This window comes from Streptomyces sp. NPDC004732 (assembly GCF_040609235.1).
Classification (GTDB): domain Bacteria; phylum Actinomycetota; class Actinomycetes; order Streptomycetales; family Streptomycetaceae; genus Streptomyces.
Map to the genome: position 1 here is coordinate 709863 of NZ_JBEXJR010000003.1, position 24795 is coordinate 734657.

At 71.6% G+C, this 24795-nt stretch carries 19 protein-coding genes; all 19 read right to left on the bottom strand.

Going from position 1 to position 24795, the window contains the following annotated elements; all coding sequences use genetic code 11:
• Positions 1-17: 17 nt before the first annotated feature.
• The 19 genes from rfbC to ABZV77_RS12445 are packed head-to-tail and all read right to left on the bottom strand — an operon-like array spanning position 18 to position 24765.
• Complete coding sequence (gene rfbC / locus ABZV77_RS12355; protein WP_356254184.1) at positions 18-569, bottom strand: dTDP-4-dehydrorhamnose 3,5-epimerase; 552 nt, start codon at positions 567-569, stop codon at positions 18-20.
• The gene (locus ABZV77_RS12360) at positions 566-1789 is read right to left on the bottom strand and encodes a polysaccharide pyruvyl transferase family protein (protein WP_356254186.1); all 1224 of its coding nucleotides are present in this window, start codon (positions 1787-1789) and stop codon (positions 566-568) included. Before ABZV77_RS12360 ends, rfbC begins: the two co-directional genes overlap by 4 nt.
• A complete protein-coding gene (locus ABZV77_RS12365) occupies positions 1786-2742 on the bottom strand; it encodes a glycosyltransferase family 2 protein (protein WP_356254189.1) in 957 nt (318 codons plus the stop codon). The genes ABZV77_RS12360 and ABZV77_RS12365 overlap by 4 nt, the downstream gene beginning before the upstream one ends.
• Positions 2739-4046, bottom strand: a complete 1308-nt coding sequence (locus ABZV77_RS12370; RefSeq protein ID WP_356254192.1) for a hypothetical protein — start codon at positions 4044-4046, stop codon at positions 2739-2741. Before ABZV77_RS12370 ends, ABZV77_RS12365 begins: the two co-directional genes overlap by 4 nt.
• Positions 4043-5317: a DUF4910 domain-containing protein gene (locus ABZV77_RS12375; protein ID WP_356254194.1), complete on the bottom strand. Its 1275-nt coding sequence runs from the start codon at positions 5315-5317 to the stop codon at positions 4043-4045. The genes ABZV77_RS12370 and ABZV77_RS12375 overlap by 4 nt, the downstream gene beginning before the upstream one ends.
• Positions 5314-6339 carry an SDR family oxidoreductase gene (locus ABZV77_RS12380; RefSeq protein WP_356254196.1) on the bottom strand — a complete coding sequence of 342 codons (1026 nt, stop codon included), beginning with the start codon at positions 6337-6339 and terminating at the stop codon, positions 5314-5316. The genes ABZV77_RS12375 and ABZV77_RS12380 overlap by 4 nt, the downstream gene beginning before the upstream one ends.
• 3 nt (positions 6340-6342) lie before the next feature.
• Positions 6343-6990, bottom strand: coding sequence for a PIG-L deacetylase family protein (locus ABZV77_RS12385; protein WP_356254199.1), 648 nt, complete (start codon positions 6988-6990; stop codon positions 6343-6345).
• On the bottom strand, positions 6987-7781 hold the full coding sequence (locus ABZV77_RS12390; protein WP_356254202.1) for a glucose-1-phosphate cytidylyltransferase: 795 nt from the start codon (positions 7779-7781) through the stop codon (positions 6987-6989). Before ABZV77_RS12390 ends, ABZV77_RS12385 begins: the two co-directional genes overlap by 4 nt.
• A complete protein-coding gene (locus tag ABZV77_RS12395; protein WP_356254205.1) occupies positions 7778-9028 on the bottom strand; it encodes a class I SAM-dependent methyltransferase in 1251 nt (416 codons plus the stop codon). The genes ABZV77_RS12390 and ABZV77_RS12395 overlap by 4 nt, the downstream gene beginning before the upstream one ends.
• Positions 9025-10302 (bottom strand): glycosyltransferase, encoded by a 1278-nt coding sequence (locus ABZV77_RS12400; protein WP_356254328.1) that lies wholly within the window; start codon positions 10300-10302, stop codon positions 9025-9027. The genes ABZV77_RS12395 and ABZV77_RS12400 overlap by 4 nt, the downstream gene beginning before the upstream one ends.
• 35 nt (positions 10303-10337) lie before the next feature.
• Positions 10338-11627 (bottom strand): O-antigen ligase domain-containing protein, encoded by a 1290-nt coding sequence (locus tag ABZV77_RS12405; protein ID WP_356254330.1) that lies wholly within the window; start codon positions 11625-11627, stop codon positions 10338-10340.
• Position 11628: 1 nt separating this feature from the next.
• Positions 11629-13167 carry a right-handed parallel beta-helix repeat-containing protein gene (locus ABZV77_RS12410; RefSeq protein WP_356254207.1) on the bottom strand — a complete coding sequence of 513 codons (1539 nt, stop codon included), beginning with the start codon at positions 13165-13167 and terminating at the stop codon, positions 11629-11631.
• Between the two features lie 10 nt (positions 13168-13177).
• Positions 13178-15145: an alginate lyase family protein gene (locus tag ABZV77_RS12415; RefSeq protein WP_356254210.1), complete on the bottom strand. Its 1968-nt coding sequence runs from the start codon at positions 15143-15145 to the stop codon at positions 13178-13180.
• The gene (locus tag ABZV77_RS12420; protein WP_356254213.1) at positions 15142-17349 is read right to left on the bottom strand and encodes a bi-domain-containing oxidoreductase; all 2208 of its coding nucleotides are present in this window, start codon (positions 17347-17349) and stop codon (positions 15142-15144) included. Before ABZV77_RS12420 ends, ABZV77_RS12415 begins: the two co-directional genes overlap by 4 nt.
• A complete protein-coding gene (gene asnB / locus ABZV77_RS12425) occupies positions 17346-19271 on the bottom strand; it encodes an asparagine synthase (glutamine-hydrolyzing) (RefSeq protein ID WP_356254216.1) in 1926 nt (641 codons plus the stop codon). Before asnB ends, ABZV77_RS12420 begins: the two co-directional genes overlap by 4 nt.
• A 2-nt stretch (positions 19272-19273) precedes the next feature.
• A complete protein-coding gene (locus tag ABZV77_RS12430) occupies positions 19274-20803 on the bottom strand; it encodes a Wzz/FepE/Etk N-terminal domain-containing protein (RefSeq protein WP_356254219.1) in 1530 nt (509 codons plus the stop codon).
• A complete protein-coding gene (locus tag ABZV77_RS12435) occupies positions 20800-22197 on the bottom strand; it encodes a Wzz/FepE/Etk N-terminal domain-containing protein (protein ID WP_356254222.1) in 1398 nt (465 codons plus the stop codon). Before ABZV77_RS12435 ends, ABZV77_RS12430 begins: the two co-directional genes overlap by 4 nt.
• On the bottom strand, positions 22194-23492 hold the full coding sequence (locus ABZV77_RS12440) for a glycosyltransferase family 4 protein (protein WP_356254333.1): 1299 nt from the start codon (positions 23490-23492) through the stop codon (positions 22194-22196). The genes ABZV77_RS12435 and ABZV77_RS12440 overlap by 4 nt, the downstream gene beginning before the upstream one ends.
• Entirely contained in the window at positions 23449-24765 is a 1317-nt protein-coding gene (locus tag ABZV77_RS12445; RefSeq protein ID WP_356254225.1) for a nucleotide sugar dehydrogenase, read from the bottom strand. Before ABZV77_RS12445 ends, ABZV77_RS12440 begins: the two co-directional genes overlap by 44 nt.
• Between the last annotated feature and the right edge of the window lie 30 nt (positions 24766-24795).

Genomic DNA, 24795 nt, shown 5'->3' on the forward strand with positions numbered 1-24795 from the left:
CGGTGTCCATGTCGGCCTCAACTCTCCTGTTGCTTCAGGACCTCGGCGAGGCTCGGCGCCTCCCGGTCCCGCTGGGACACCGACGCGGCAGGCAGCGGCCACGGAATGGCGAGCTCCGGGTCGTCGAAGGCGATCGTCACGTCCTCGGCCGGATCGTGCGGGCGGTCGATCCGGTACGAGGTGTCGGCGGTATCGGTCAGCGCCTGGAAGCCGTGTGCGCACCCCGCGGGGATGTACAGGGTCAGCTGCGTCTCGCCGGACAGCTCGAAGAAGGCGCGGTTGCGGTACGTCGGCGAGTCCTTCCGCAGGTCCACGACCACGTCGAAGACCTTTCCGTACGAGCACCGCACCAGCTTGGCCTCGCCGTCGCCGGAGCGCAGGTGCATGCCGCGCAGGACGCCCCGGGCGGAGCGGGACAGGCTGTCCTGGACGAAGGCGTTCGGGTCGATGCCCACCGAGCGGACCACGTCGGCGTCGAAGGTGCGGCAGAAGAAGCCGCGTTCGTCGCCGTAGGGCGTCGGCTCGAACAGGTACGCGCCGTCGATCTCCGGGACTTCGGTCGCTTTCAAGGGGTCTCCCGCAGGGCGTGGGCGTGGGTGTGGTCGGTCTTCGGGAACAGGGTTCTGGTCAACTCGGCGAATTGGTCGGCGAGTTGCCGGGCGGCGACTTGGTTCCGCTCGGTGAGGGTCCGCCGCAGCTCCGCGGACTGCTTCTCCAGCGCCCGGAACTGTTCGAGGAGCCGGTCGGCGTCGACCTCGCGGGCCGAGTGGCAGTACGCGCCGAGGCCCATCCGCTCCATGAGCGCGTCGCTCTTGGCCGCATAGCTGAGGGCGAGCGTCGGCGTCCCGGCCTTCAGCGCGCAGACCAGGTTGTGGTACCTGGTCGCCACCACGGTGTCGGCGGCTGCCATCTCCTTCATCAGGTCGGCGAGCGACTCCGTCTCCGCCGCGGTGACCAGCGGCGAGTCCACCACGTCGAGGATCGCGGCGACCACCACGGCATCGCACGCGTCGCCGGTCAGCAGCCGGACCGGCCTGCCGTCCTCGACCAGTGCGCGGACGAACCGGGTCGTCCCTTCGAGGTAGCGCCGGTGGATCTCCTCGGCGCGGGCGCGGTCGTCGTTGCCCCCGTGGAAGTCCATGACGCCGACGCAGACTTGGCCAGGCGGGTCCGATGCGGCACTCGCCGGGGGTGTGGGCAGGGCGAACGCGAGGTCCGGGTAGACCTCGTCGCGCGCGGTGTCCACGCCCATCGTCCGCATGGCGTCGCGGGACAGGGTGTCCCGGTACGAGCGGTACGTGGCGAGCCGAGCCGACCAGCGGACCAGGGCCCGGGTCGGCCGGTCGGCGATCGGGGCGGCGCCGACGCCGACCAGCGCGACCCGGGTGCCGAACAGGCGGCCGCTCGCGCAGAGCAGGAAGAGCGAGTACGGGAAGCCCCACGGCCGCAGCGGCAGCGTGGCCTCCAGGACGCCCATGCCCGGCACGATCACCACGTCGTGCCGACGCACCCAGGCGGCGGTCCGGGCGACGTCGACGAGTTTGCCCAGGCCCTTCGCCGCGATCGAGCGCGCACGGGATGCGGTCCGGTACTCCCCGCGGTTCCAGTGCAGCCGGGTCGCGGGGATCCTGTACCGGGCGGCGACGACCTCGGGTCCGCCGCACAGCGCGTCCACGGCCGCCTCCGGGTGCTCGGCGCGGAGGTAGCCGAGCACGGCCTCCAGCGACCCGTCGTTGCCGAGGTTGCCGGAGCCGAGCAGGCCGAACACCCCGACGCGTGCGGGAGTCATCCCCGCCTCCCCTCACGGCCCGCGACGATGTCGTCGAGCGAGACGGTGAGCTTGGCGGGGTCGACCGGGGCGCGGTCCTCGACCCGCTCGCCCGCGCCGGGGCGGGCCCGGCTGGTCATCCAGGCGGCCAGGTGCCCGTAGCACGCGCGCCGGTCGGCCGCGGACAGCGGCGCCCGCCGGATCGCCGCGACGAAACCCAGGACGTACTCGGCGAGCAGCCGGGGCGTCGGGTGCAGCGGGCCCGCCCGGCGCGGGTCCAGGTTGACGCACCGGGAGCGCTTGGACGGGTTGGCGCGCTCGGCGCGGGTGGGGTGGTCGCGGCGGAAGTACAGCAGCTCCGGCACCTGGTGGAAGGGCCCGTGCAGACCGATCTCGGCGACGAACGTGCGGTCCGCGTGGTGGTAGCTGTCGTGCGGTTTCACCCGGCGCAGCACGTCGGCCCGCATGACCCCGTAGAAGTCGTCGCCGCCGGGCTCGAAGAGCATGCTGCGGAAGCGTTCGGGCGCGTGCGGCGAGTCGGTGGCGAGCGTGTACTCGTAGGGGACCTTCACCTGGCCTTCGCCGTCGATGACCGCCTGGTCGGCGTGGGCGAGGATCACGTGCGGCCGCTCGTCCAGCGCGTCCACGCAGCGCTCGAGCAGGGTGCGGGCGTACAGGTCGTCGTGCGAGGCCCACTTGAAGAGTTCGCCGCGGCACTCGGTGAACACGTAGTTGTGGTTTGGTGCGGCGCCGATGTTCCTGGTCAGCCGGATGTACCGGATGCGCGGGTCCTGCGCCGCGTACTTGCGGCAGATGTCCTCGGTCGTGTCGGTCGATGCGTTGTCGGAGATGACCAGCTCGAAGTCCTCGTAGGTCTGGCCGAGCAGGGCGTCCAACGCCTCGGCGAGGTACTCCTCGCCGTTGTACACGGGCAGGCCGATGCTCAGCCGGGGGTTGCCCTGGGTTGCCGTCATGACGTCCTCACTTCACGAAGGGTGTTCTGGTGGTGCTCGCGCAGGGCCGCCCGCAGGTACAGCCACCACACGGCAGAGCCGCAGACGGTCGCGGCGGCGACGCCCCAGGCCGAGCCGACCGTGCCGCCCGCGGCCGCCCCGCCGAGCCCGCCCGCGACATAGCAGGCGGAGGCGATCAGTTGGCTGCGCAGGCTGCGCCGAGCCGCGCCGAGCGCGCGCAGTCCTGCCGCCGCGCCGGTGCCGAGGCCCGCCCCCACGACGCCGAGGGTGACCGGCACGATGAGCTCGGAGGCGGCGCTCCAGACGTCGCCGAGCACGAGCTCACCGGCCCGGTCCGGCACCAGGAGCAGCGCCCCGCCCCAGAGCAGCGCGGCGGCGGCCTGTCCGCCGCCCAGCATGAGACAGAACGTGCCGAGGCGGTGCGGGGCCCTGCGCAGCACCCGTGCCGCCTCCGCGACGGTGACCAGGGAGAGCCCCATCAGCACGGCCATGAACGGGCCGAGCAGGAGTTCGGCGCCCCGGATCACGCCGACCGCGCCGACCCCGACGATCGCGCCGAGCCCGTATGCCCGCAGTTGGCTCGCGCCACTGTTGCTGACGTTCTCGACCAGGTACCGGGTGCCGAGGTCGCGGTGCGTGCGAAGCCAGGCGCGCGCACCGCTCAGCCGGGGCCGGATGCCGGACTGGAAGCAGCCGTACACCGCGGCCACCCCGGCGGACCCGCCCCAGGCGAGGACGAAGGCGGCCACGCTGCCCACGTGCGCCGCCACGACCAGGGCGGGGACGAGCGCGACGCCCCACACCAGGTCGTTGACGAACGCCTTGCGCCCGGTGCCCGCGGCGAAGAACGCGAACCGCCATGCGTCCTGGAGGAGCAGCCCCGGCAGGACGACCCCGAGGCAGGCGAACGCGGGCCCCATGCGGCCGCCGAGAGCGAGACCGGCCACCAGGGACGCCACGCCGAGGACGGCACCGGCGCCGAGCGCGGTGCCCGACGCCCGGGCCACGGCCGCCCGCCAGGAGTCCTCCGGCACGCCGCTGAAGCGCACCATCAGCGGGTCGGTGGCAAGGCCGCGGGAGACGTTGAGCACCACGCCGTAGGTCACCCAGGCCAGGCTGAACACGCCGAAGGCGGTCACCCCCAGCGAGCGGGCCACGTAGACCCCCACAGCGAAGTTGCTCATGCTGGAGGCCGCCTGGTCGGCGAGGCCCCAGGACAGCCGCCCGGCGATGGCCCGCCGGGCGCTCGGCCCGGCGGGTCCGGCCGCTGTCGTCTTCTCCCCCTCGGTGGTCATCGGCGTCATGCCTTGAGCAGCCCTGCGCCGTGCAGGGCGTCGGCCGCGACGGCGACGGTGTCGAACGGCAGCCCCGACCGCTCGGCGACGTCCAGCAGACTGTGCTCGCCGTCGGAGAGGTTGAGCACCCAGAGCATGGCCATCTGGGCCTCCTTGGTGTCGCTGCGGCCGCCGAGCGCGTCGTACAGCCCGCGCCTGCCCAACTGCGGTTCGCCATAAGGGCTGAGGTTCACATACCTCCGGTTGCGGTCGAGGACGGCGAACGCCTCGCGGCAGACGGCGAGCGTGTCCGCCATCGCCTCCGGAGAGACGAAGTCCGGATTGTCCGCCGACGTGTGGTACTCGGGATAGCCCGCGTACGGGGTCCGGCTGAGCGAGCCCACGCCGAGGTCGAACCCGGGCGAGCAGTACTGCCGCTCGTCGTAGCCGTACGGCGTGAACTCGTTGACGGTGTGCGGGCGTTCGGATGCGGTGAGGACGTGCCGGAGGACCCGGTCGATCTCCGCGTCGCCGCGCCTGCTCTGCTTGTACGTCAGGTTGCCCGAGTCGCCCGCGCAGGCCAGCACGAGCCCGTGCTGCACCTGTTCGATCCGCTCCGCGTTGCGGGCCAGCCAGGTGATCGCCCCGATGGTGCCCGGCGCGAAGATGAACCGGTAGGTGTAGTACGGCGTCCGCTCCGCCAGCTCCCTGGCCAGGAACGTCGCCACGGCGATACCGGCCAGGTTGTCGTTGGCCAGCGACGGGTGGCAGACGTGGCAGGAGACGATCACCTCATCGGGGACCTGCCCGGGGACCACGTGCTCGGCGTAGGTGAGGTGGCCGTCGGCGAGTGTGGAGTCGACGCGCACCTCGTAGTCGCCGTCCGGCAGCGCGTCCAGGGTCTCCTGGGCCAGGCAGAACCCCCACTCCGGCTTGTAGTAGCTGGTGCGGTACGGGACCCAGGTCGGATGGTCGGGCAGGGTGTGCAGGTGGGCGCGGAGTTCGGCCAGGGGCATGGTCGTCGCCACCGGCACGCTGTACCCGAGCACGTGCAGGCTGGACGCGGCGAAGTCGACGACGCGGTTGCCCGCCTGGTCGGCGATGTAGGCGTCGCGGATGTTCCACTCCTGCGGCACCGTCCAGTCGAGCACCTGCGTCCCGGTCTCCACCTCGTGCATCCGCAACGGGACGTACTCATCGACGATCTTCAGGGTGGCGCGCACCCCGTCGCCCGTGATGCTCCGGCACAGCGGGTACAGCCGCTCCACCAGCTCGTGCATCTGCCGACCTGCCTCGGTCATCGGCGCCACCGCAGGGTCTCGTCGACGGTGCCCGCCTCGGACGCCGCGCGCAGCACGGCGAGGCGGGTGAAGCGCTGCTCGAAGTCCTCCCGGGTCAGCCCGTGCTTCCGGTAGGCGTCGGCGAGTTCCAGCGCACCCCGCTTGACGGTCCACTCGCATTCGAAGCCGGGGATCGCGGCGCGGAACCGGGAGAAGTCCACCCGGTAGGACCGCGGGTCGGCGCCGGTCTCCCCGGTGATCACCACCTCCGCGCCGGTCACCGCCTCGGCGACCTGCTCGGCGATCTCGGCGACCGTGACGTTGTTGGTCTCGCTGCCGATGTTGAACGCCCGGTCGTGCACCGCGTCGTGGGGCGCGGCCAGCGCTGCGGTGAAGGCCCGTGCGATGTCGACGGCGTGCACCAGCGGGCGCCAGGGCGTGCCGTCGGAGAGGACGAGCACCTGGCCGGACAGGAGGGCGTGGCCCACCAGGTTGTTCAGCACGATGTCGGCGCGCAGCCGGGGCGAGTAGCCGAAGGCGGTGGCGTTGCGCATGTACACGGGGCTGAAGTCGCCGTCGGCCAGCTCGTGCAGGTCGTCCTCGACCCGCACCTTGGACTCCGCGTACGGCGTCACAGGACGCAGCGGGGCGTCCTCGGCCACCAGCTCGCCGCCGCCCGCGGCGCCGTAGACCGAGCAGGTGGACGCGTACAGGAAGCGTTGCACTCCGGCGTCGCGGGCCAGCCGGGCCAGGTGGACGGAGGCGTGGTGGTTGATGTCGTAGGTGAGGTCCGGCGCCAGCGCTCCCAGGGGGTCGTTGGAGAGCGCGGCCAGGTGGATCACGGCGTCGATCCCGGCCACGTGTTCGGCCGTGACGTCGCGCAGGTCGACCCGCGGTCCCGGCGGGTCGGCGGGCCGGGGGCCGAGGACGCAGTCGGCGAACAGGCCGGAGTCCAGGCCGACGACTTCGTGTCCGGCGGCCGTGAGCACCGGGGCCATCACGGTGCCCAGGTAGCCCTGGTGTCCGGTGAGCAGTACGCGCAAGGTTCAATCCCCCAGGTCGAGAGTGAGTTTGGTGACGGCGAACGCCTCGGCGTAGCGCGCGTGGCATTCGATTCCGCGGATCCGGGCGAGGCCGAGGAAGGCCTCCCGGTCGTACCAGGGCCGGTGCCGCTGTGAGGGGTAGTGCTCCTGGAGGAGGCGCACCTTCTCTTCGGCGATCTCCGGCGACAGCGGCTGGTACGCCACCGGGCGGCCGAGGTCGCCGTCCCACTTGACGATCTCGTAGCCGAGTACGAGGTGGTCGCGGAACGCGGTGGGGATCAGCTGCGCCAGGCCGCGGTGGTCCTGGTGCGCGTCGTCGGTGCGCGGGGCGAGGACGAGGTCCGGCTCGGTGCGCGCGCGCAGTTCCTCGACCGCGGCCTTGGCCTCGTCCCAGTGCACGGGCATCCGGCCGTCCGGCAGTTTGAGGACGGTCAGGTGCAGGTCGGCGCGCGGGCAGAAGGCGGCGAGCGCGGCCCGCTCCTCCTCCTCCCGCTCGCTGCCGCCGCCGGAGAGCACCAGCGCGTCGACGCGGACGCCCGGCCGTGCGAGGCACATCGCGAGCAGGGTGCCGCCCGCGCCGATGGCGATGTCGTCGCAGTGTGCGCCCACCGCGACGATCCGTTCCAGGGACCCTGTCCCGAGCCGGATCACGCACTCACCCCGGCGTTGTCCCGCTCCCACACGGCCCACGGGCGGTCGCCCCGGGTGTAGGCGTCGTCGAGCGCGGCGCGCTCCTTCACGGTGTCGGTCGGCTTCCAGAAGCCGCGGTGCTGGTGCGCCACCAGGCGGCCGCTCTTGGCCAGTTGGGCGCATCCGTCGGCGACCAGGTCGCCGTTCTCCGGAATGTGGTCGAAGACTTCCTGGCGGAGCACGAAGTAGCCGCCGTTCTCCCACATGGGCAGCTCACTGACCGGGGTGATGCCGCCCACCAGGCCGTCGTCGCCCAGCTCCACGCAGTGGAAGGAGGACTGCGGCGGCACGACCATCATCGACGCGCCCGCGTCGCGCCGCGTGAACTTGTCGATCATCTCCGGCAGCGGGGCGTCGGTGAGCACGTCGGCGTAGTTGGCGAGGAACATCTCGTCGCCGTCCAGGTGGTGGCGCACCCGGCGGAGCCGCTCGCCGATCGGCGACTCGATGCCGGTCTGGGCGAACGTGATCGTCCAGTCGGCTATGTCGGTGGACAGCAGCTCGGTCTGCCCGCCGCGAAGGACGAAGTCGTTGGACGTCGTCTCCTCGTAGTTGAGGAAGAAGTTCTTGATGTGGTGGGCGCCGTATCCGAGGCAGAGGATGAACTCCTTGTGCCCGAAGTGCGCGTAGTAGCGCATGACGTGCCAGATCAGCGGCCGCGGCCCGACCATCGCCATCGGCTTGGGCACGTCGTCCGCCGCGCCGCTGCGCATCCGCATCCCGTAGCCGCCGCAGAACAGAACGACCTTCATGCTGTTACCTCCTTCGCGGGCACCTCGACGATGCTCAGTTCCGGGATGGGAAAGACGAGGCGGCCGCCCCAGTCGTGCACGAAGGAGAGTTGCTCGACCAGCTCGGTCCGCAGGTTCCACGGCAGGACGAGGACGTAGTCCGGCCTGTCCGCGGCGATCTGCTCGGGCGCCAGGATCGGGATGCGGGTGCCCGGGGTGTACCTGCCGTGCTTGTAGGGGTTGCGGTCGACCGTGTACGCGAGCAGGTCGGGCCGGATGCCGCAGTGGTTGAGCAGGGTGTTGCCCTTGCCGGGGGCGCCGTAGCCGACGACCGTCTCGCCGCGCTCGGCCGCCTCGATCAGGAACTTGAGGAGGTCCCTGCGCACCTTGGCCACCCGGGCGGAGAACTCGGTGTACCCGGACAGCTCCTGCAGTCCGGCGGCCTTCTCGCGGGCCAGTACGTCGGCGACCTGGCGGCTCGGCTCGCCCGCCACCTCGGCCGGGCGGGCCCACAGCCGGATGGAGCCGCCGTGCGTGGGCAGCAACTCGACGTCCACGAGGCTGAGTCCGCCGCTGGCGAGGGCCCGGATCGCGGAGGCGACCGTGTAGTACTGGAAGTGCTCGTGGTAGATCGTGTCGTACTGGTTCTCCTCGATCAAGGTCAGCAGGTGCTGCACCTCGATGGAGACCCAGCCGTCGTCGGCGACCAGGGCGCGCAGGCCCTGGGTGAACCCGACGACGTCCGGGATGTGCGCGTACACGTTGTTGGCCACGACCAGGTCCGCCGGGCCGTGTTCGGCGCGGACCTCGGAGCCGGTGTCCGGGGAGAGGAACGCGGTGAGCGTGGGCACGCCCGCGTCCCGTGCCGCCGCGCCGACGTTCACCGACGGCTCGACGCCGAGGCAGCGGATCCCGCGGTCCACCACGTGCCTCAGCAGATACCCGTCGTTGCTCGCGACCTCGACCACGAAGCCGTCCGGGCCGAGCCCCGTCCGCTCCACGGCGTCGGCGACGAACGTGCGCGCGTGCTCCACCCAGGAGGTGGAGAAGGAGGAGAAGTACGCGTACTGCGTGAACGTCTCCTCCGGTGTGATCAGCGGAGGGATCTGTGCGAGCCAGCAGTCGGTGCAGACCCGCAGGTGCAGCGGGTACGCGGGCTCGGGTCGGTCCAGCTCGTCCGCGGCGAGAAAGCTCTCGCACGGCGGTGTCGCCCCCAGATCGACGACGCTCGCCAGCGTCGCCGAACCGCAGAGTCGGCATCGTGTCATCGGTTCCCCCCATATCTGCTCGCGCGTGTCCCCCACCGCGAGCCAGTGCTTCCATTTCCTGTCGGCGGCGGGCTCTCCCCGCCGCCGGACCGGCCCGCGATCGCGGTCCGGTACCCCTCCACCAGGCGTTCGAGGCCGACGGCCGGGCTGAACCCCTGCTCGTACCTGCGCCTGGCCGCCCGGCCCATCTCCCGGTTGGCGCCCGGCTCGGCCGCGACCCGCCGCAGGCAGGACGCGAGCGAGCCGGAGTCGCTCGGCCGGTGCAGCAGCCCGGTCACACCGTCCTCGACGAGTTCGACGAAGGAGCCGTGCGCGGCGGCGACGGCCGGGACCCCGGCCGCCATCGCCTCCGCGACCACCAGGCCGAACGTCTCCAGGGACATCGAGGGAGCCACCACGGCGATCGAACGCGCGACGGCCTCCCGGCACTTCGCCGGGTCCCACAGGCCGACGTACCGCACGTCGTCCCGGCCCGCCGCCCAGGCGGTCACCTCGTCCGCCAGCGGCCCGGCACCGGCGATCACGAGCGGTACGCCCACCCCACCGGCCGCGGCGAGCTCGTCCCACGCGGCCATCAGCAGCCGGATCCCTTTGGCCTCCGCGAGGCGGCCGAGATAGAGCAGGTGCTCCCCGTCGCCCGAGCGGCGGGCCTCCGGGTCGGGCACGAAGTTGTGCTTCACCACGAGCCGTTCGGCGGGCATGCCGGACCGCGCCAGGATGTCGCGCTGCGCCGCGGAGATGCAGAAGAACCGCTCCACGCCGGACCACCACCGCCGCCGGTTGACCGAGAGGCTGACCGCGAGCGGCACCGTCGCGAGGCGGGAGTCGCGGTAGCAGCCGTGCCGGACGGCGGGCAGCGACGTCTTCGATCCGACGCACTCGTTGCACGGCAGGCCGTCGCGGTGCAGCGTGCCGGGCGGGCAGACCTGGGTGTAGTTGTGCAGCGTGGCGACGGCGGGCACCCCGGCGTCGGCGCAGGCGGCGAGCACCGCGGGCGACAGGAGCGGGAAGACGTTGTGGATGTGCACCACGTCCGGCCGCTCGGCGCGGAGCCGCTTGGTGAGCTCCCCGCGGACCGCCGGGTTCCACGGCACGAGCAGCGGCAACGTGGCCTTGCTGAGCAGGGACCGGGCTGCGATGTCGTCGCTGCGTCGCTCGAACAGGTCGACGTGGTGACCGGCCGCGCGCAGCAGCGCCACCTCCTCGTCGACGACCCTGTTCTCCCCGCTCGGCTGCGCCGAGGAGTAGCGGTTGTGCACTACTAAAACCCGGATGTCGCGCATGTCGCGCATCTCGTGCATGTGTGAAGTCACCTCCGTGCCCATCGCGGGATATGTCGTCCGGGTGCTGCGGCCGCCGGGGCGGGCGTGGCCGTGGCGGGTGCCGTGAGGAGCGCGGCGGCCAGGGCCAGATGCAGCAGGTACGGCGAGGCGTCACCCAGACCGGCCTCGGTGTACGACGAGATCGCGCAGTAACTGATCAGGAAAATCGCGCAGGCCCTCGCCAGCGACGGCGGCCGCAGCAGCGCGACTCCGCCGAGGACGAGGATGATCGCCGCCACGAGGGTGACGCCGATCAGACCCTGCTCTTGGTAGACGGCGAGCCAGCTGTTGTCGATCGGCAGTCCGCCGAACGACTTGTCGCTCAGGCCGACGCCGAACCACTTCTCGCCGCCCGTGCGGGGCGCGGCGAGGAGGGCGTCCCAGACCTTGGCCCGGCCGGTGAGGTTGGAGAAGCTCTCCTGGCTCTGGCCGCGCAGGAACCACGACTGGAGCGCGGAGTAGAACACCACCCCGGCCACCGTGGCGAAGACGACCGTCCAGACGAAGAACCGGCGGGCGGCGGCGCTGGTGAGGACGAGCGAGCCGATCGCCAGCGTGAGGCCGATGAGCATGCCGACCGTGGCCGTGCGGGTGTGGGTCAGGGCGAGCAGGAAGAGTGACGGCAGGATGACCAGCGCCGCGCTGCCCCCGGTGGTCCTGCGGCCGATGACGAGCAGCACGGTGAGCCCGATGATCACGGCGGCGTACTGTCCGATCTGCGGCGGCGTGAGCGGCCACAGCGCGCCGACGAGGCGTCCGCCGTAGTACTCGGGCATCGCCGTGCCCGGCGAGACGGCCAGGCCGACGGCGACCGTCCCGAGCGCCACGAAGTACATCCGGATGTGGTAGCGGACGAACGTCATGCTCCCGTCCCACCAGCGGCTGAGCAGCCACAGCGTGCCGACGAAGAGGGCGAGCCTGGCGCAGCGGAACAGCGCGCCGTACCCGACCTCCAGGTTCGCGCTGGCGATCACGCTCGGGATGAGCAGCAGGGTGAGCAGGAACACGAAGGCGCTGGGCCGGATGCGCAGCCGGAGATTGAGGGCGAGGGCCAGCGCGAACGCGGCGACCAGCGCGCCCATGGTGACCATCTGGATGAGGGAGCGGGGCAGGGTGACGATGGTCTTCGCTCCGGCGGAGCCCAGCGTGTTGAGGCCGAGCAGCGCCCAGGAGATCCCGACGGCCTTCGGCGTACCGGCAGGCCGGACTTCCCTGCTGGGCTGGGCACTTGCCGTGTCCGTCCCGCCGGGGCCGCCGTACCGCAGGTCCCCGTCCATCTCAGTCACCGGCCTGTCGGACGAAGGTGCTGCCCGCGTCCTGCCGGTGCGGCGTGTCCTGCCACTGCCCCGAGTCGAGCTTCCGGGTCTGGTCGCCCGCGACGAAGTTCCACGGGCCGCGGTAGTCGTTGTCGCGCCAGCGGTTGCCCTGCTTGTCGGTGATCGCCTCGGACACGCCCTTGCCCTTGTACGGCGACCACTTCGGGTAGGTGCCGTAGTTGGCGAGGACCGCCATGCGGCCGCATTCGTCCGAGCACTTGACGACGGACGGGTCGAGCACGAAGCGGTTGTCGTGGATATCGACGCGCTGGGTCTTCCACCGGCAGTCGGCGTAGAGCGGTTCCTTGGTGATGGCCGGGCGCTTGCAGCGGTCGGTGTCCTTCACCAGCAGCGTGCAGTAGCCGGTGGAGGTGTTGGCCGGGCTGTTGCAGAACCGGTCGGCGTTCTCCCAGAGGGTGATCCCGTTCCAGTTGTTCTCCAGCACGTTCCGGGAGATCTCGATCTTGTCCGTGCGAGCCCGGACGCGCGGTTCGCCGCCGGACTCGGAGACGTAGACGGTCGCGTACGGGAAGTCGTCCCCGCGGTCGGCGTACTTGCGGCCCTCGACCCAGTTGTTCCGCCGGAACGTGTTGTTGCGGATCACCGCGTTGTAGCTGGTCTCGTACATCAGCGCGGCACCGTCGTTGGCTTCGAGGACGTTGCCCTCGATGCGGAAGTCGTTGTTGTTGTTGTCCGCCCAGAGCCCGGCTCCGCGGTTGTCGTGCACCCAGTTGCCGCGGATGTCGGCGCCGTTGACGGCCCAGAACTTGATGCCTCCGGTGCAGCCGCAGCCCGACCGCCGCCGCTCCCAGTCGCCGGTGTTGTTGCCCACGATCTCGTTGCCCTCGACCACCAGGTCCTTGATCGAGTCACCGGTCTTGTACGCGTTCATCCCGTACTGGCCGTTGCTGCGCAGGCAGCTGTCGCGTACCTGCTGGCGGGCCCCGGCCATCAGCCCGGCGCCGGAGTTGTACTGGATCTTCGCGTGCTCGATCACCCAGCCGTCGGCCATGTCGTGGTTGACCACGCCCTCGTTGTGCGGCGCGACGAAGTGCTGCACGGTCAGGCCATTGATGGTGACGTTGCGGGCGGTGCCGCTGAACGCGTACTGGTTCTTCTTCCTGCCGTCCAACACCGCGCCGGGCGCGCCGAGGTAGCGGTCGCCCTTCTTGGGCATGACCTGGGCGTAGCGGTCCGACTCGAGCCTGTGCTTGCCCGGCCCGAGCCAGAACGTGGTGTTCGGGGGGCTGCTCTTGGTCTTCGCCACCAGGTCGCCGACGACCGAGGCGTCGACCTTCACCGCGCCCGCAGGTGCCTTCTCAGGCCCGGCGGATGGCTTGGCGCACACCCGGGCCACGGACGTGACCGGTCCGCCGGTCGACTTCGGCCGCGCGCTCGACGTGCCCGGCGAGCTCGACGTGCTGTCGCAGCCGGTCACCACCAGCAGGGCCAGCGCCACCGGTGCCACCGGCAGCGCCCAGTGCCGCCACTTGATCGCCACTCGTCGCCTCCTAACCGCGGAACCTGAGTACGGTGGTGAACCCCTGCACGCCGTCGGCGAAACCGGTGCCGATCAGCGTGGTGGAGGGTTCCTTGCGCCCGAAGCCCGCGGAGTACCAGCCGAGCGGCGGGTCGCTCTCGCCGCGGTGTTCGCGCCAGTGCAGCTGCCCCGGCAGGTCGAGCACCGCGGAGCGGTCCTCGCCGTCCCGGGTCCAGGTGAGTTCGGCCCGGTTCCCCACGAGCTCCGCGGTGATCGCGGGGCCGAGGTGGAACGCGAGCCGCACGGACCTGCGCGGTCCGTGCACCTCGTCGACGACCCGCAACTCCTGGCTCTGGGCGGTCAGTTCCACCCTGCGGCGGTGCACGGATGGCTGGTAGCCGTCGTGCTCGGCGCACCAGCGGGCCACTCCTTCAGCGGCGGGGTCCGCGACCAGGACGCGGCTGCGGGCCTGCCGGGTCCACAGGAACGGGCCGCCGGAGACGGACTGGTCGGCGGCGTCCAGCTCCAGGGTGTTGTGGCCGAGGGTCGAGCGGAAGTACTGCCGCCAATGGGGCTGCCCGTGGTAGCAGAACGTCCCCGGGTCGGCGAGCACGTCGACCCCGTCGTGCCGGACCTCCACGGACAGCGCGTCCGCGTGGGCGTGCGCGGCGATGGAGAGGAAGCCGTGCGGGCCGCCGTCGCAGCGGCACCAGATCCCCGCCGGGCCGCGCAGGATCGTCATGCCCGCGTCGGCGAAGTGGGCGGGCCTGTCGGCCGGGCGGGTCACCGTCGGCGCGGCTCCCCCCTTCGCGTACGGCCGGATCAGCGCGGCGAGGAGCGGGGTGCGCACATCGGAGCCGGTCGCCTCCGGCCACCAAGGGAGGGATCCGAACACGGCGTCGCCGGTGGCGAGGAGCGAGGCCCAGCGGTCGGTGCCCGCACCGTCCACGATCAGTCCGTGCCCGTCGTCGGCGTCCCCCTGCCGCGGCGGCCGCAGCCGGTTGTCCACGACGGCCGCGAGCGCGTCGGTCATGCGCAGCAGCACGAGGCGGGTGGCCCCGGGGACCGGCACGCCTGCGGCATCCGCCTCGGCCACCGCGGCCAGGCCGAGCTCCAGGACGAGCCCGTGGTACTCGGTGGCCAGCTCGCGGTTGAGGCCGGAGGGGAAGGTGTTGCTGCGCAGGTGCCGTTCCAGCGACTGCAGCGCGCCGTCGCGCCAGCGCGCCGAGGCGGGGAACCAGTCGAACGCGCAGGCCGCGGCCGCCTGTCCGGCGGCCTCGGCGATGATGTGGTTGTTCGCCGACGACCCGCGGCTGGGGAAGGCGGCCAGCCAGCGCTGGTGGTGCCAGATCTGGTTGATCGCCACCGGGTTCTTCTCGAACAACCCGGCCGCGCCCGGCCAGGCGTCGAGCAGCCTGCGGATCCACACCCAGGAGAGCAGCCGGATCCCCAGCTCGATGCCGCTGATCCAGTGCACCCCGCGCAGCGGCGCGTTCGCCGCCCACCACGACCGCAGGTGCTCGGCCACGCGCTCCGCGTACCGCTCCTCCCCGGTGATCGCGTAGGCGGCGGCGAGCACGGTGAGGTACTGGTGCCGGGACAGCTCCCAGATCTGCTTGATGTCGCCGACCGCGTCCTCGTTGCGGTACGGCACGTCGAAGGCGTAGCCCCACGGGGCGCGGCGCTCGGTCTTGGGGTCGTACCACCAGTCCGGGTCGGCCAGGTCGTCGCGGTCCACGCCGAAGTACGTGACGTGCCCTGCCATCAGCCGGTCCGCCTCGGCGACGAGCCGTTTCGCGGCCTCCGGTGGCACGGCGGCGAGCGCCCCCGCGGGCAGTACCGAGGTGAACCGGGGGTCGGCCGGGCGCGGGCAGGCGGGCGGCGCCGACCGCCACCGCCGCCTGCGCACCGCGTCACTGACGCGGCCGCCGACCTCCCGCGGCCCCATCCGGGACAGCCGCCGCAGGTACCAGCCTGGACCTCCCGAGCTCACGGTCATCGCGCCCCCGCCAGCGTCACCGGCGCACCGGCGGCCAGACCGGCCTGCACGGCGAGGGTGGCCGCCGTGGTGGCGACCAGCGACTCCAGCGGCACCGGCATCGGCCCGCCGGTCCGCACGGCCCTGATGAACGCGGCCAGTTCGGCCTCCTGGCCCTTGTCCCTGGCCTTGGGGAGCCGCGAGCTGACCCACCGCTTGCGGCCTGCCGTGCCGTCGAGGAACACCGAGGCGCGGACGAAGTCGTCGAGCCGCAGCGCCTTGCCGTCCGCGACCAGGTCCAGCGTCTCCTTGGGGAGGCTGGCCGGTCCCGAGGTCACGTAGCTGATGGTGGCGGTGGACCCGCCCGGGTAGCTCAGCACGACCTGGAGGTCCTCGTTGCCGGGCGTGGCGAGCGCGTACACCGATATCGGGTCGGCCCCGAGCAGCCAGCTCACCGTGTCGATGAAGTGCCCGCCCTCACCGGCGAACCGCGTGCCCTCGCTGCCCTGCTGGAGGTACCAGCTGCCGTGCTGGAGCCGGCCCGCGTTGATCAGGTAGCGGACGCTGGCCGGTCCCGTGCGGGCGCCGAAGCGCTTCCTGGCCTCCTGCAGCAGCGGTGCGAACCGGCGGTTGAAGCCCACCTGGAGCCGGTCGTTGCCGGACTCCTCCACCGCTTCGAGGACACCGGCCAGCTCGTCCTCGCCGAGGGCCAGGGGCTTCTCCACGAACACGGCCTTGCCCGCGTGCAGGGCCTTCTTGGTCAGTTCGGCGTGCGAGCTGTGCCGGGTGACCACGAAGACCGCGTCGATGGACTTGTCGCCGAGCACGGCGTCGAGGTCGGTGGTCGCCTCGTCGAAGCCGAACTTGCGCTTCGCGTTGGCCGCGGAGAGCGCCGTCGTGGTGACGACGGTCGCCAGCTTGACACCGTCGCGCTCCGTCAGGTGCGGCAGCAGCATGGACGTGGCGTAGTTGCCCGCGCCGACGAACGCGAGCCGCACCGGCGACTTGAGGGCGCGGGCGGATGCGGGCACGGAGCTGCTGCGCAGCTTCACCGCGGGCACGGCCACCGCCGGGGCCGCCGCTTCCTGCGCCTCTTGCGTGTGTTCGGGGTAGCGGAACAGCACGGCGACGGCCTTGAGGTCGCCGTCCTTCAGGCGCTGGTACGTCGCGACGGCGTCGTCGAAGTCGGCGATGTGGGAGATCAGGGGCTCCACGTCGACGCTGCCGCGGGCGACGAGGTCGAGGAAGCACGCCAGGTTGCGGCGCTCGGTCCAGCGCACGTAGCCGATCGGATAGTCCCGCCCTTCGAGTTCGTACGCCGGGTCGTAGCGCCCGGGGCCGTACGAACGGGAGAACCGGACGTCGAGCTCCTTCTCGTAGTACGCGTTCCACGGCAGGTCCAGGCGGCACTTGCCGATGTCGACGACCCGGCCGCGGTCCCGGCTCAGGTGGGCGGCCAGCTCGACGGGCTGGTTGCTGCCGCCGCCCGCGGCCAGATACACCTGGTCCACTCCGTGCCCGGCGGTGAGTTCGACGACGGCGGCCTCCACGGCCGCGGACGCGGGATCGCCGCAGGCCGCGGCGCCGAGGCGGGCGGCGAGCTCGCAGCGCGCCGGGTCGGGGTCGGCCCCGACGACGCGGACCCCCGCGGCGGTGAGGAGCTGCACCACCAGCTGGCCGATCAGCCCGAGGCCGATCACCAGCGCCACCTCGCCGAGCTGCGGCTCGCCCTGGCGGACGCCCTGCATCGCGATCGACCCGACGGTGCCGAAGGCCGCGTGCCGCGGCGCGAGGCCTTCCGGTACCGGGGTGTAGAGGTTCTTCGGCACCCAGTTCAGCTCGGCGTGCAACGCGTGTTCGTTGCCCGCGCAGGCCACCAGGTCGCCGACCTTCACGTCGTCGATCCCGGCGCCGACCTGCTCGACCACCCCGCACAGCGAATAGCCGAGCGGCGTGTAGGAGTCGAGCTTGCCCATCACCTTGCGGTACGTGGCGGGTACCCCGTTGGTGGCCACGCTCTGCATGACCTTGGCCACCTGGTCGGGGCGGGAGCGGGCCTTGCCCACCATCGACATCCCGGCCTCTGACACCTTCATGAGCTCGGTTCCGGTGGAGATCAGCGAGTAGGCGCTCCGCACCAGCACACCGTCCGGCTTGCAGCCCGGCACGGGCACGTCGAGCAGCGCCAGCTCGCCGCTCTTGTAGTTCTGCACCACTTGCTTCACACGAACTCCTTGGACTGCTTGGACACGGCAGCGCGGTACCAGTACTCGAGGGTCAGCACATGCCAGAGATGCTTGGAGAAGTCCTGCTGCCCACTGGCGTCCTCGGCGACCATCCGCCTAAGCGCGTCACGGCGCAGGAAACCGGACTTGACGAGCTCGCCTTCGTTGATCACCTCGCGCACCAGCGGCGCGAGGTCCCGGCTCATCCAGGCCCGCAGCGGGGCGCTGAACAGGCCCTTGGGCCGATAGACGATCTCCTTGGGCAGGATCGAGGTGGCCGCCTCCTTGAGGACGGCCTTGCCCTGCCGCCCGGCGATCTTGCGGGCGCCGGGGAACGCGAACGCCGCCTTGACCACCTCGACGTCCACGTACGGCACCCGGACCTCGGTCGACGCGGCCATGCTGGAGCGGTCCGTGTAGGTGAGGTTGAGGCCCGGCAGGAACATCCGGGAGTCGCCGAGGCACATGCGGTTGACGAAGTCGTCGAGTTCGTTGTCCGCGTAGATGTCCGCGTGCTCGGTCAGCACGTCGTCGACCGTCCCGGCGAGGTCCGGATTGACCAGGGCGAGCAGCTCGTCCTGGTCGTACATGGTGTAGCTGCGCCGGAACGCGGTCTCCTCCGGCAGTTCGGCGAAGGAGAGGAACCGCTTCGCGAACCGCACCGACCGGTACCCGCGGCGGGCCGTGGCGACCGGCAGCCGGTCCACGGCCGCGTACACCCCGCGCCGCAGCGGCCGTGGGACGCGCTGGTAGCGCAGCGCGATCTTGTTGGCGAGGTGCTTGCGGTACCCGGCGAACAGCTCGTCGGCGCCCATCCCGGAGAGCATCACCTTCACCCCGGCCTCCCGGGCGGCGGTGCAGATCAGATACGTGTTGATCGCGGCGGGGTCGCCGATCGGCTCGTCCAGGGAGTGCGTCATCTGCGGCAGCAGGTCCAGCACGTTCGGCGCGATCTCGATCTCGTGCAGGTCGACGCCGAACCGCCGGGCGACCTGCCGGGCGTAGCGCAGGTCGTCCGGCATCGCCTCGAACTTGGCGTCCTCGGCGCGGAATCCGATGGTGTAGGCGGAGATGCACGGCTGGTGGCGGGCCGCAAGCGCGGTCAGGTAGCTGGAGTCGAGACCGCCGGAGAGGAAGGTCGCCACGGGCACGTCGGAGAGCAGGTGCTGCTTCGTCGACTCCTCGACGACGGCGGCCAGGTCCGGCAGCTCGCCCCTGCGGGCCCGCTCCTGGCCCTCGGCGGCGACGTCCTTCAGGTTCCAGAACCTGCCGCGCTCCACCCGGCCGTCGGGCCGGACCCTGAGCCAGCTGCCCGGCGGCAGCTTCTCCGCCTCGCGGTACGCGCAGCGCGAGTCCGGCACCCAGTAGTAGAGCAGCGAGGCCACCAGCGCCGCCTGGTCCACCTCCAGCGATCCGCCGGTGACGGCGGCGAGCGCCTTCAGTTCGGAGGCGAACACCAGGCCCCCGCCGCGTCTGAGCAGGAACAGCGGCTTGATGCCGAGCTGGTCGCGGACGAGCACCAGTTCGCCGGTGCGCTCGTCGAAGACGGCGAACGCGAACATGCCGCGCAGCCGGGGCAGACAGTCCGTGCCCCAGCGCCGCCAGGCCTTGAGGAGCACCTCGGTGTCGGAGGTGCCGCGGAAGCGCACCCCGGCGCCCGCCAGTTCGGCGCGGAGTTCGGGCGCGTTGTACAACTCGCCGTTGTAGGTGAGGGAGAGGCCGTCCGAGACCATCGGCTGGGCGCCGGTCTCGGTCAGGTCGATGATGGAGAGGCGGCGGTGCCCGAGCTGCACCTCGCCGTCACCGACGGGGTGGCCGTACCGGCCCGCCGCGTCCGGACCGCGGTGGGCCAGGACGTCGGTGAGCCGGTCGGTCACGGCCTTCCCGTCCGGCCATAGGTATGTCCCTGCGATGCCGCACATGTCTACCTGGCCTCCTGGTCGCTGTACGGGACCCGCGCGGCCGACATCGACGACCGTTCCGTCCGTGGCTGGCTCGTCCCGCTCTGCCGGGCCGGCCGCTCATAAGGGCCGCGCAGCGCGGTGTGCAGCCCGTCCCACAGCGTGCCGTCGGACCGGTCACGCGGATCGGGGTCGATCAGCACCACACCGATCACCGGAATCCGCTGGTCCGCGAGCTGCCGCGCCACGGTGTGCAGCCATGCCGCGCTGCCGTGCCCGGCCCGTACGACGAGCACGGTCTGGCTGCCGAGGTACTGGAGGTCGGTCCACGCGGTGCCGGGCGCGACCGAGCCGACGCCGAGCCTGCGGGTCTGGTGCGACACGCCCGCGGCACGTTCGCCGCTGACCACGGTCACGTCCCCCGGTGTCCGGCGGCTGTTGGCGAGCTCCGTGCCGGGCAGGCCGTCGATGACGACCACGGGTTCCTCCGTCGCCAGTTCCCCCGCGACGTCCAGGGCGATGGCGCTCGCACTGCGCGCACAGCCCAGTTCCAGCAGCGACACCGGTTCTCTGGACCGGCGTGCGGTGCGGGCCAGGGTCACGGTGAGCCGTTCGCGGGCCGCCCTGGTGCGCCGGAACGGCCACAGTCCGCCCGGCCTGCGGTGCACCCTGCGCATTTCGGCGATGACCGAGGCGCCCAGGTTCGCCGCGATCTCCCGGCGCAGCACGGGGCGGTCCGCCACCACCGAACTGACGGCGGCGACCGCGAGACCGAGGACGAGCCCGAGGACGAGCCCGATCCCGGCCTTGGTGGCGACGGACCTGGGCATGGAGTACTTCACCGCGCGCGGGGCGTCCACGATCTGCGTACCGGCGACGAGCTTGGGCGTGCCCATGCCCGCTTCCTCGGCGCGCTGGCCGAAGTCGGATATGCGCGAGGTGAGTTCGGCCCGCCGGGAGAAGAGCGACTCGATGCTCGCCGAGCCCTGCGGGTCGCTCTCCGGCGTCCTGTTTCCTATCGCCTTGTTGACCTGGGCGAGCTCTTCCCGCATGCGGTCACGCTGCTCACGCAGGGCCTTGGCCTCGGCCTTCGCGGCCTTCTGCATCCGCTGCACATGGTCCGCGACGAACGCGTCGGCCAGCGCCTTGGCCCGGGCCACCGCGTCGGCTTCGCTCGCACCCGTCACATCGATCTGCATCAGGTTGTTGGTGAGGCCGGTGCCCCGGTAGTCCTGGAGGAAGTCTTCCGGTTTCTCGGCGGACTTGAGGGACTTCAGGGCCTCGCCCGCGATCCGGGTGGTCCCGAGCAGCTGGACGTCGGTGCGGATCAGTGTTCCGGTGTCGTTGGGCTGGTCCTCCTGGTGCGCGACCAGCACCTTGGTCGCCGCGCTCGGCGGCGGCGGCATCGCGACCGCGAGCACCGCGCCGATCAGCAGTCCCAGGAGTGCCAGGGAGCACCAGAGGCGGCGGCGCCTGCGCACCGACACCACCAGCGCCTGGAGGTCGAAGAGCGGAGTGGCCGTGGGCGCGTCCGCAGTCGTGCTCGTCATCACGCCGAACCTCCCGTCGCGTTGCCGCGCACGGCGAGGGCCAGGGTGGCCTTCTCCGGAGGCTGGTCGGCGGAGCGTGCCGGACGGGCTCGGACCGCACCGGCGACGACGACGCCGACGACCTCGTGCCTGCCGTCCGCACACGCCTCGGCTATGCCTGCGAGCTCGCCCGCGGTCCAGCTGCCCGCGCTGAGCACGACCAGGGCACCGGACTCGGTGTCGCGGTCCGGCACCATCGGCCGGGTCACCGGGACCTCCACCACGCGGAGCATGGGGTGTCCCCTGTTCGCGCCGGTGGCCGAGGGATCGCTCGCGGCCTCGGTGACGAGCTGGTCCGCGGCCCGGCGGGCTATCTCGTCGCCGTCGGGGACGACGACCAGCAGGCGCCGGGGGGCGGGCAGCTTGTTGCGGAGGCGGGCGCACACGCGCCGGTAGCGGATCCGTCTGCTTGCCTCGTCGCCCGATCGCTGCGGGACCGGTGTGTCCCACCGGGTGTCGGTGCCGAGGATGCGGCGGATCCGGGCCCGCAGGCCGCCGCCCTCCGCCTGGCTGTGCCGGTCACCGGGTACGTCGACGGTGCCGAGCAGCTCCGTGCTCAGCGCCGCGGCGATCTCGGGTTCCGTGCGCAGCCTGCGGTTCATGCGGGCGGCGGCGAGGTGGCCGATGACGGCGGACACCAGGAACAGCGCCGCCCCGCCGATCATGAGCTGGTTTCTGGTCGGTGGTGCCTCGCCGGTCGGCCGGGGCGAGGGCCCCATGACGACCATGCCTGCCTTGCTGGACACGGTTTCGGCCTGGTCCAGCTTCTTCATGGCCTCCTCCAGCGAGGCGCGCAGCTTCTCGAGCGAGGTGCGGGCCTGGACGCTTTCCACGGTCCGTCCCGGGTCGGCCGCCTCGGCCAGGTCGCTGATGCGGCGGTTGGTCGCCTCGATCTTCTTGCGCAGCGCCTCGGGGCCGGTGTCCGCTCCGGAGTCGGTGTTGCCGCCCGTGAGCCGTGCGTTGAAGGCGACGAACTGCTGGGCCATGCGGTCGGAGAGCTGCTGTGCGCGCTCCGGGCTCTCGGCCGTACCCAAAATCTTGATGATGTTCCCGTCGGTGGCTTTGGCGCTCACTTTGTCCTTCAGCTCGGCGGCGCTGACGTCCTTCCAGCCGAGCTCGGCGGCCGCGCGGTCGACCACCGACGAACTCGTTGCGACCTGCGCCTGGGTGAGCAGTTCGCGTTCCTCCCACTGCCCGGGCAGCAGGACGGATGCCGACGCCGTGTACCGCGGCGGGAAGAGCAGCACCGAGGTGCCGTAACCGAAGAGCGCGCCCACCACGGCGAGTACGGCCAGGAGCCGCCAGCGCCGACGGAGGATCCGGCCGATCGTGGCCAGGCGTATCGTGTCGTCGCTCAACGGTGCGGCCTCCTCCCCATCCGTCCCGGGGCGCCCGTCGGCACCGAAGCACGGTCACGGCAGGCGGCGGTGTAGGCGGCGAGCAGCTGGCGCTGGGAGTTCTGCCAGGAGAGCTGTCCGCCGATCCGCTCCTGGCCGATCTTGCCCATCCGGGCCCGCTTCTCCGGGTCGTCGAGCAGCACCGTGATGAGCTCGGCGAACTGCGCCTCGTCGTTGGCGGGCGCGTAGACGGCGGCGTCACCGGCGGAGACCCGGGCCTCCCGCAGATCGAACGAGACGATCGGGCGGCCCATCGCCATGTACTCAAGGACCTTGTTCATGGTCGACACGTCGTTGAGCGGATTGCGCGGGTCGGGCGAGAGGCAGACGTCCGCGGTGGAGAGGTAGCGCACCAGGTCGGCGTCCGGGATGCGCCCGGTGAACTGCACCTGCTCGGAGAGTCCGAGCCGCCCGGACAGCTCCACCATCGCGTCGAAGGCGTCGCCCGCGCCGACGAACACCGCGTGCCAGTCGGTCCTGCCGAGGTCGTCGCGCAGCTTCGCGAGGGACCGCAGGGCGTAGTCGACGCCGTCCTGCGGGCCCATCACGCCGAGATAGCACAGCAGATGCGGCTTGCCGCGCTTCAACTCCGGCTCGGGCGGCACCGGTTGGAAGCGGTCGACCTGGGGCGCGCTGCGCACCACGAAGACGTCCGCGGGCTTCTTGCCGCCGCGGCGCACCGCGACGTCCCGGTAGCTCTCGTTGGTGGCGAGCACGACGTCCGCGGCGCGGTAGGTCATCCGTTCCAGCGCGCACACACCGCGGTAGAGCAGGTCCTCGCCCCGGTCGAACCGGGAGAGGTACAGCTCGGGCACCAGGTCGTGCTGGTCGAACACGAATCGCGCACCGCTCCGCTTCAGCCACATGGCAGGCAGGAACAGCAGGTCGGGCGGGTTGCAGGCGTGCACCACATCGACCGGGCCGACCTTGCGGGCCAGCCGGGCCGTGTGCCACAGCGCCGATCCGTACTCCCGCAGATAGCCGGCCGGTCCTCCCGTGGCGGCGCGCAACGGGTAGCGGTGGATCCGCACCCCGTCGATCACCGCCTCCGGCTCGGTGTCCCGCTTGCTCCCCTGGGGACAGATGACGTGCACCGTCCATCCCGCGTCGCGAAGCGTCGTGCACTCCTGCCACACCCGCCGGTCGAACGGGACGGACAGGTTCTCCACCAGAATCAGCGCTCGGCGGCCGGTCCGGCCGCCATGTGTTGCTTTACCAAGCAAGGCCCACGTACCCAGGTTCGGCCCGGCGCGCAGCGGCGTCGGGAAGGTGGATGAGGTCGATGAGAACCGGTCCTTCGCCATGGGGCAGGGCCGAGAGCACGGCGGGGTCCCTGGTTCCGACCAGGCACACGTCGGCGTGCTCAAGGACCTCGTCGACGGAGTCCGCGAGCAGCTGCGCGAGGTGCGGCAGCCGGGTCTCGATGTACTCGCGGTTCGCGCCGATCAGCCGGGACAGGCTCACGTTGGCGTCGTAGATACGCAGGTCGTAACCCTTGCCGAAGAGTCTCTCCGCCAGTTCCACGAGTGGGCTCTCGCGGAGGTCGTCGGTGCCGGGCTTGAAGGAGAGGCCGAACAGGCCCACCCGGCGCTTGCCGGTGCGCTCGACCAGCTCCACCGCGCGCTGCAGATGGTCGGCGTTGGACGGCAGCACATGGGCGAGGATGGGCACCGAGACGTCGGCCCGCTGCGCGGCGTATACCAGGCTGCGCAGGTCCTTGGGCAGGCAGGAGCCGCCGAAGGCGAAGCCGGGCCGCAGGTAGGCGGGGCTGATGTTCAGCTTGCGGTCGGCCATGAACACGTCCATGACCTGGTGCGAGTCCACACCGAGCGCCTGGCACACCGCGCCCAGCTCGTTCGCGAAGCCGATCTTGAGGCCGTGGAACGCGTTGTCCGCGTACTTGATCGCCTCGGCCGTCGGGACCGGCACCCGGAACACCTCGCCGGGCAGCCCTTCGTACAGCGCAGCCACCGCGTCGCCGCTCGCCGGGTCGAGCTCGCCGATGACGGTCTTGGGCGGGTCGAAGAAGTCCCGCACGCTCGTGCCCTCGCGCAGGAACTCCGGGTTGACCGCGACCCCGAAGTCCACCCCCGCCGTGCCGCCGACGTGCTTCTCCAGGATCGGCACGAGCAGGTTCAGGCAGGTGCCGGGAAGCATGGTGCTGCGGAACACGACGGTCTGCCGTCCGCCCCGCTCGGCCAGCGCGGCACCGATCTGTTCGGTGACGCGCTCCAAGTACGTGGTGCACAGGCTGCCGTTGGGCTCCGACGGCGTGCCCACGCAGATCAGCGACACCTCGCTGTTCATGATCGCCTCACGGACGTCGGCGGTGGCGCGCAACGCACCGGTCCGCACGACCTCGGCGGTGAGCTCGCCGATCCGCTCCTCGACCACCGGGGCCTTGCCGTCGTTGACCAGGTCGACCTTCACCTGGTTCACGTCGACGCCGATGACCTCGTGCCCCATACCGGCCAGGCACGCGGCCGATACGCAGCCCACGTAGCCGAGCCCGAAAACGCTGATCTTCATGACTGCTTACTCCCCCCAGGCAGGCCCTCC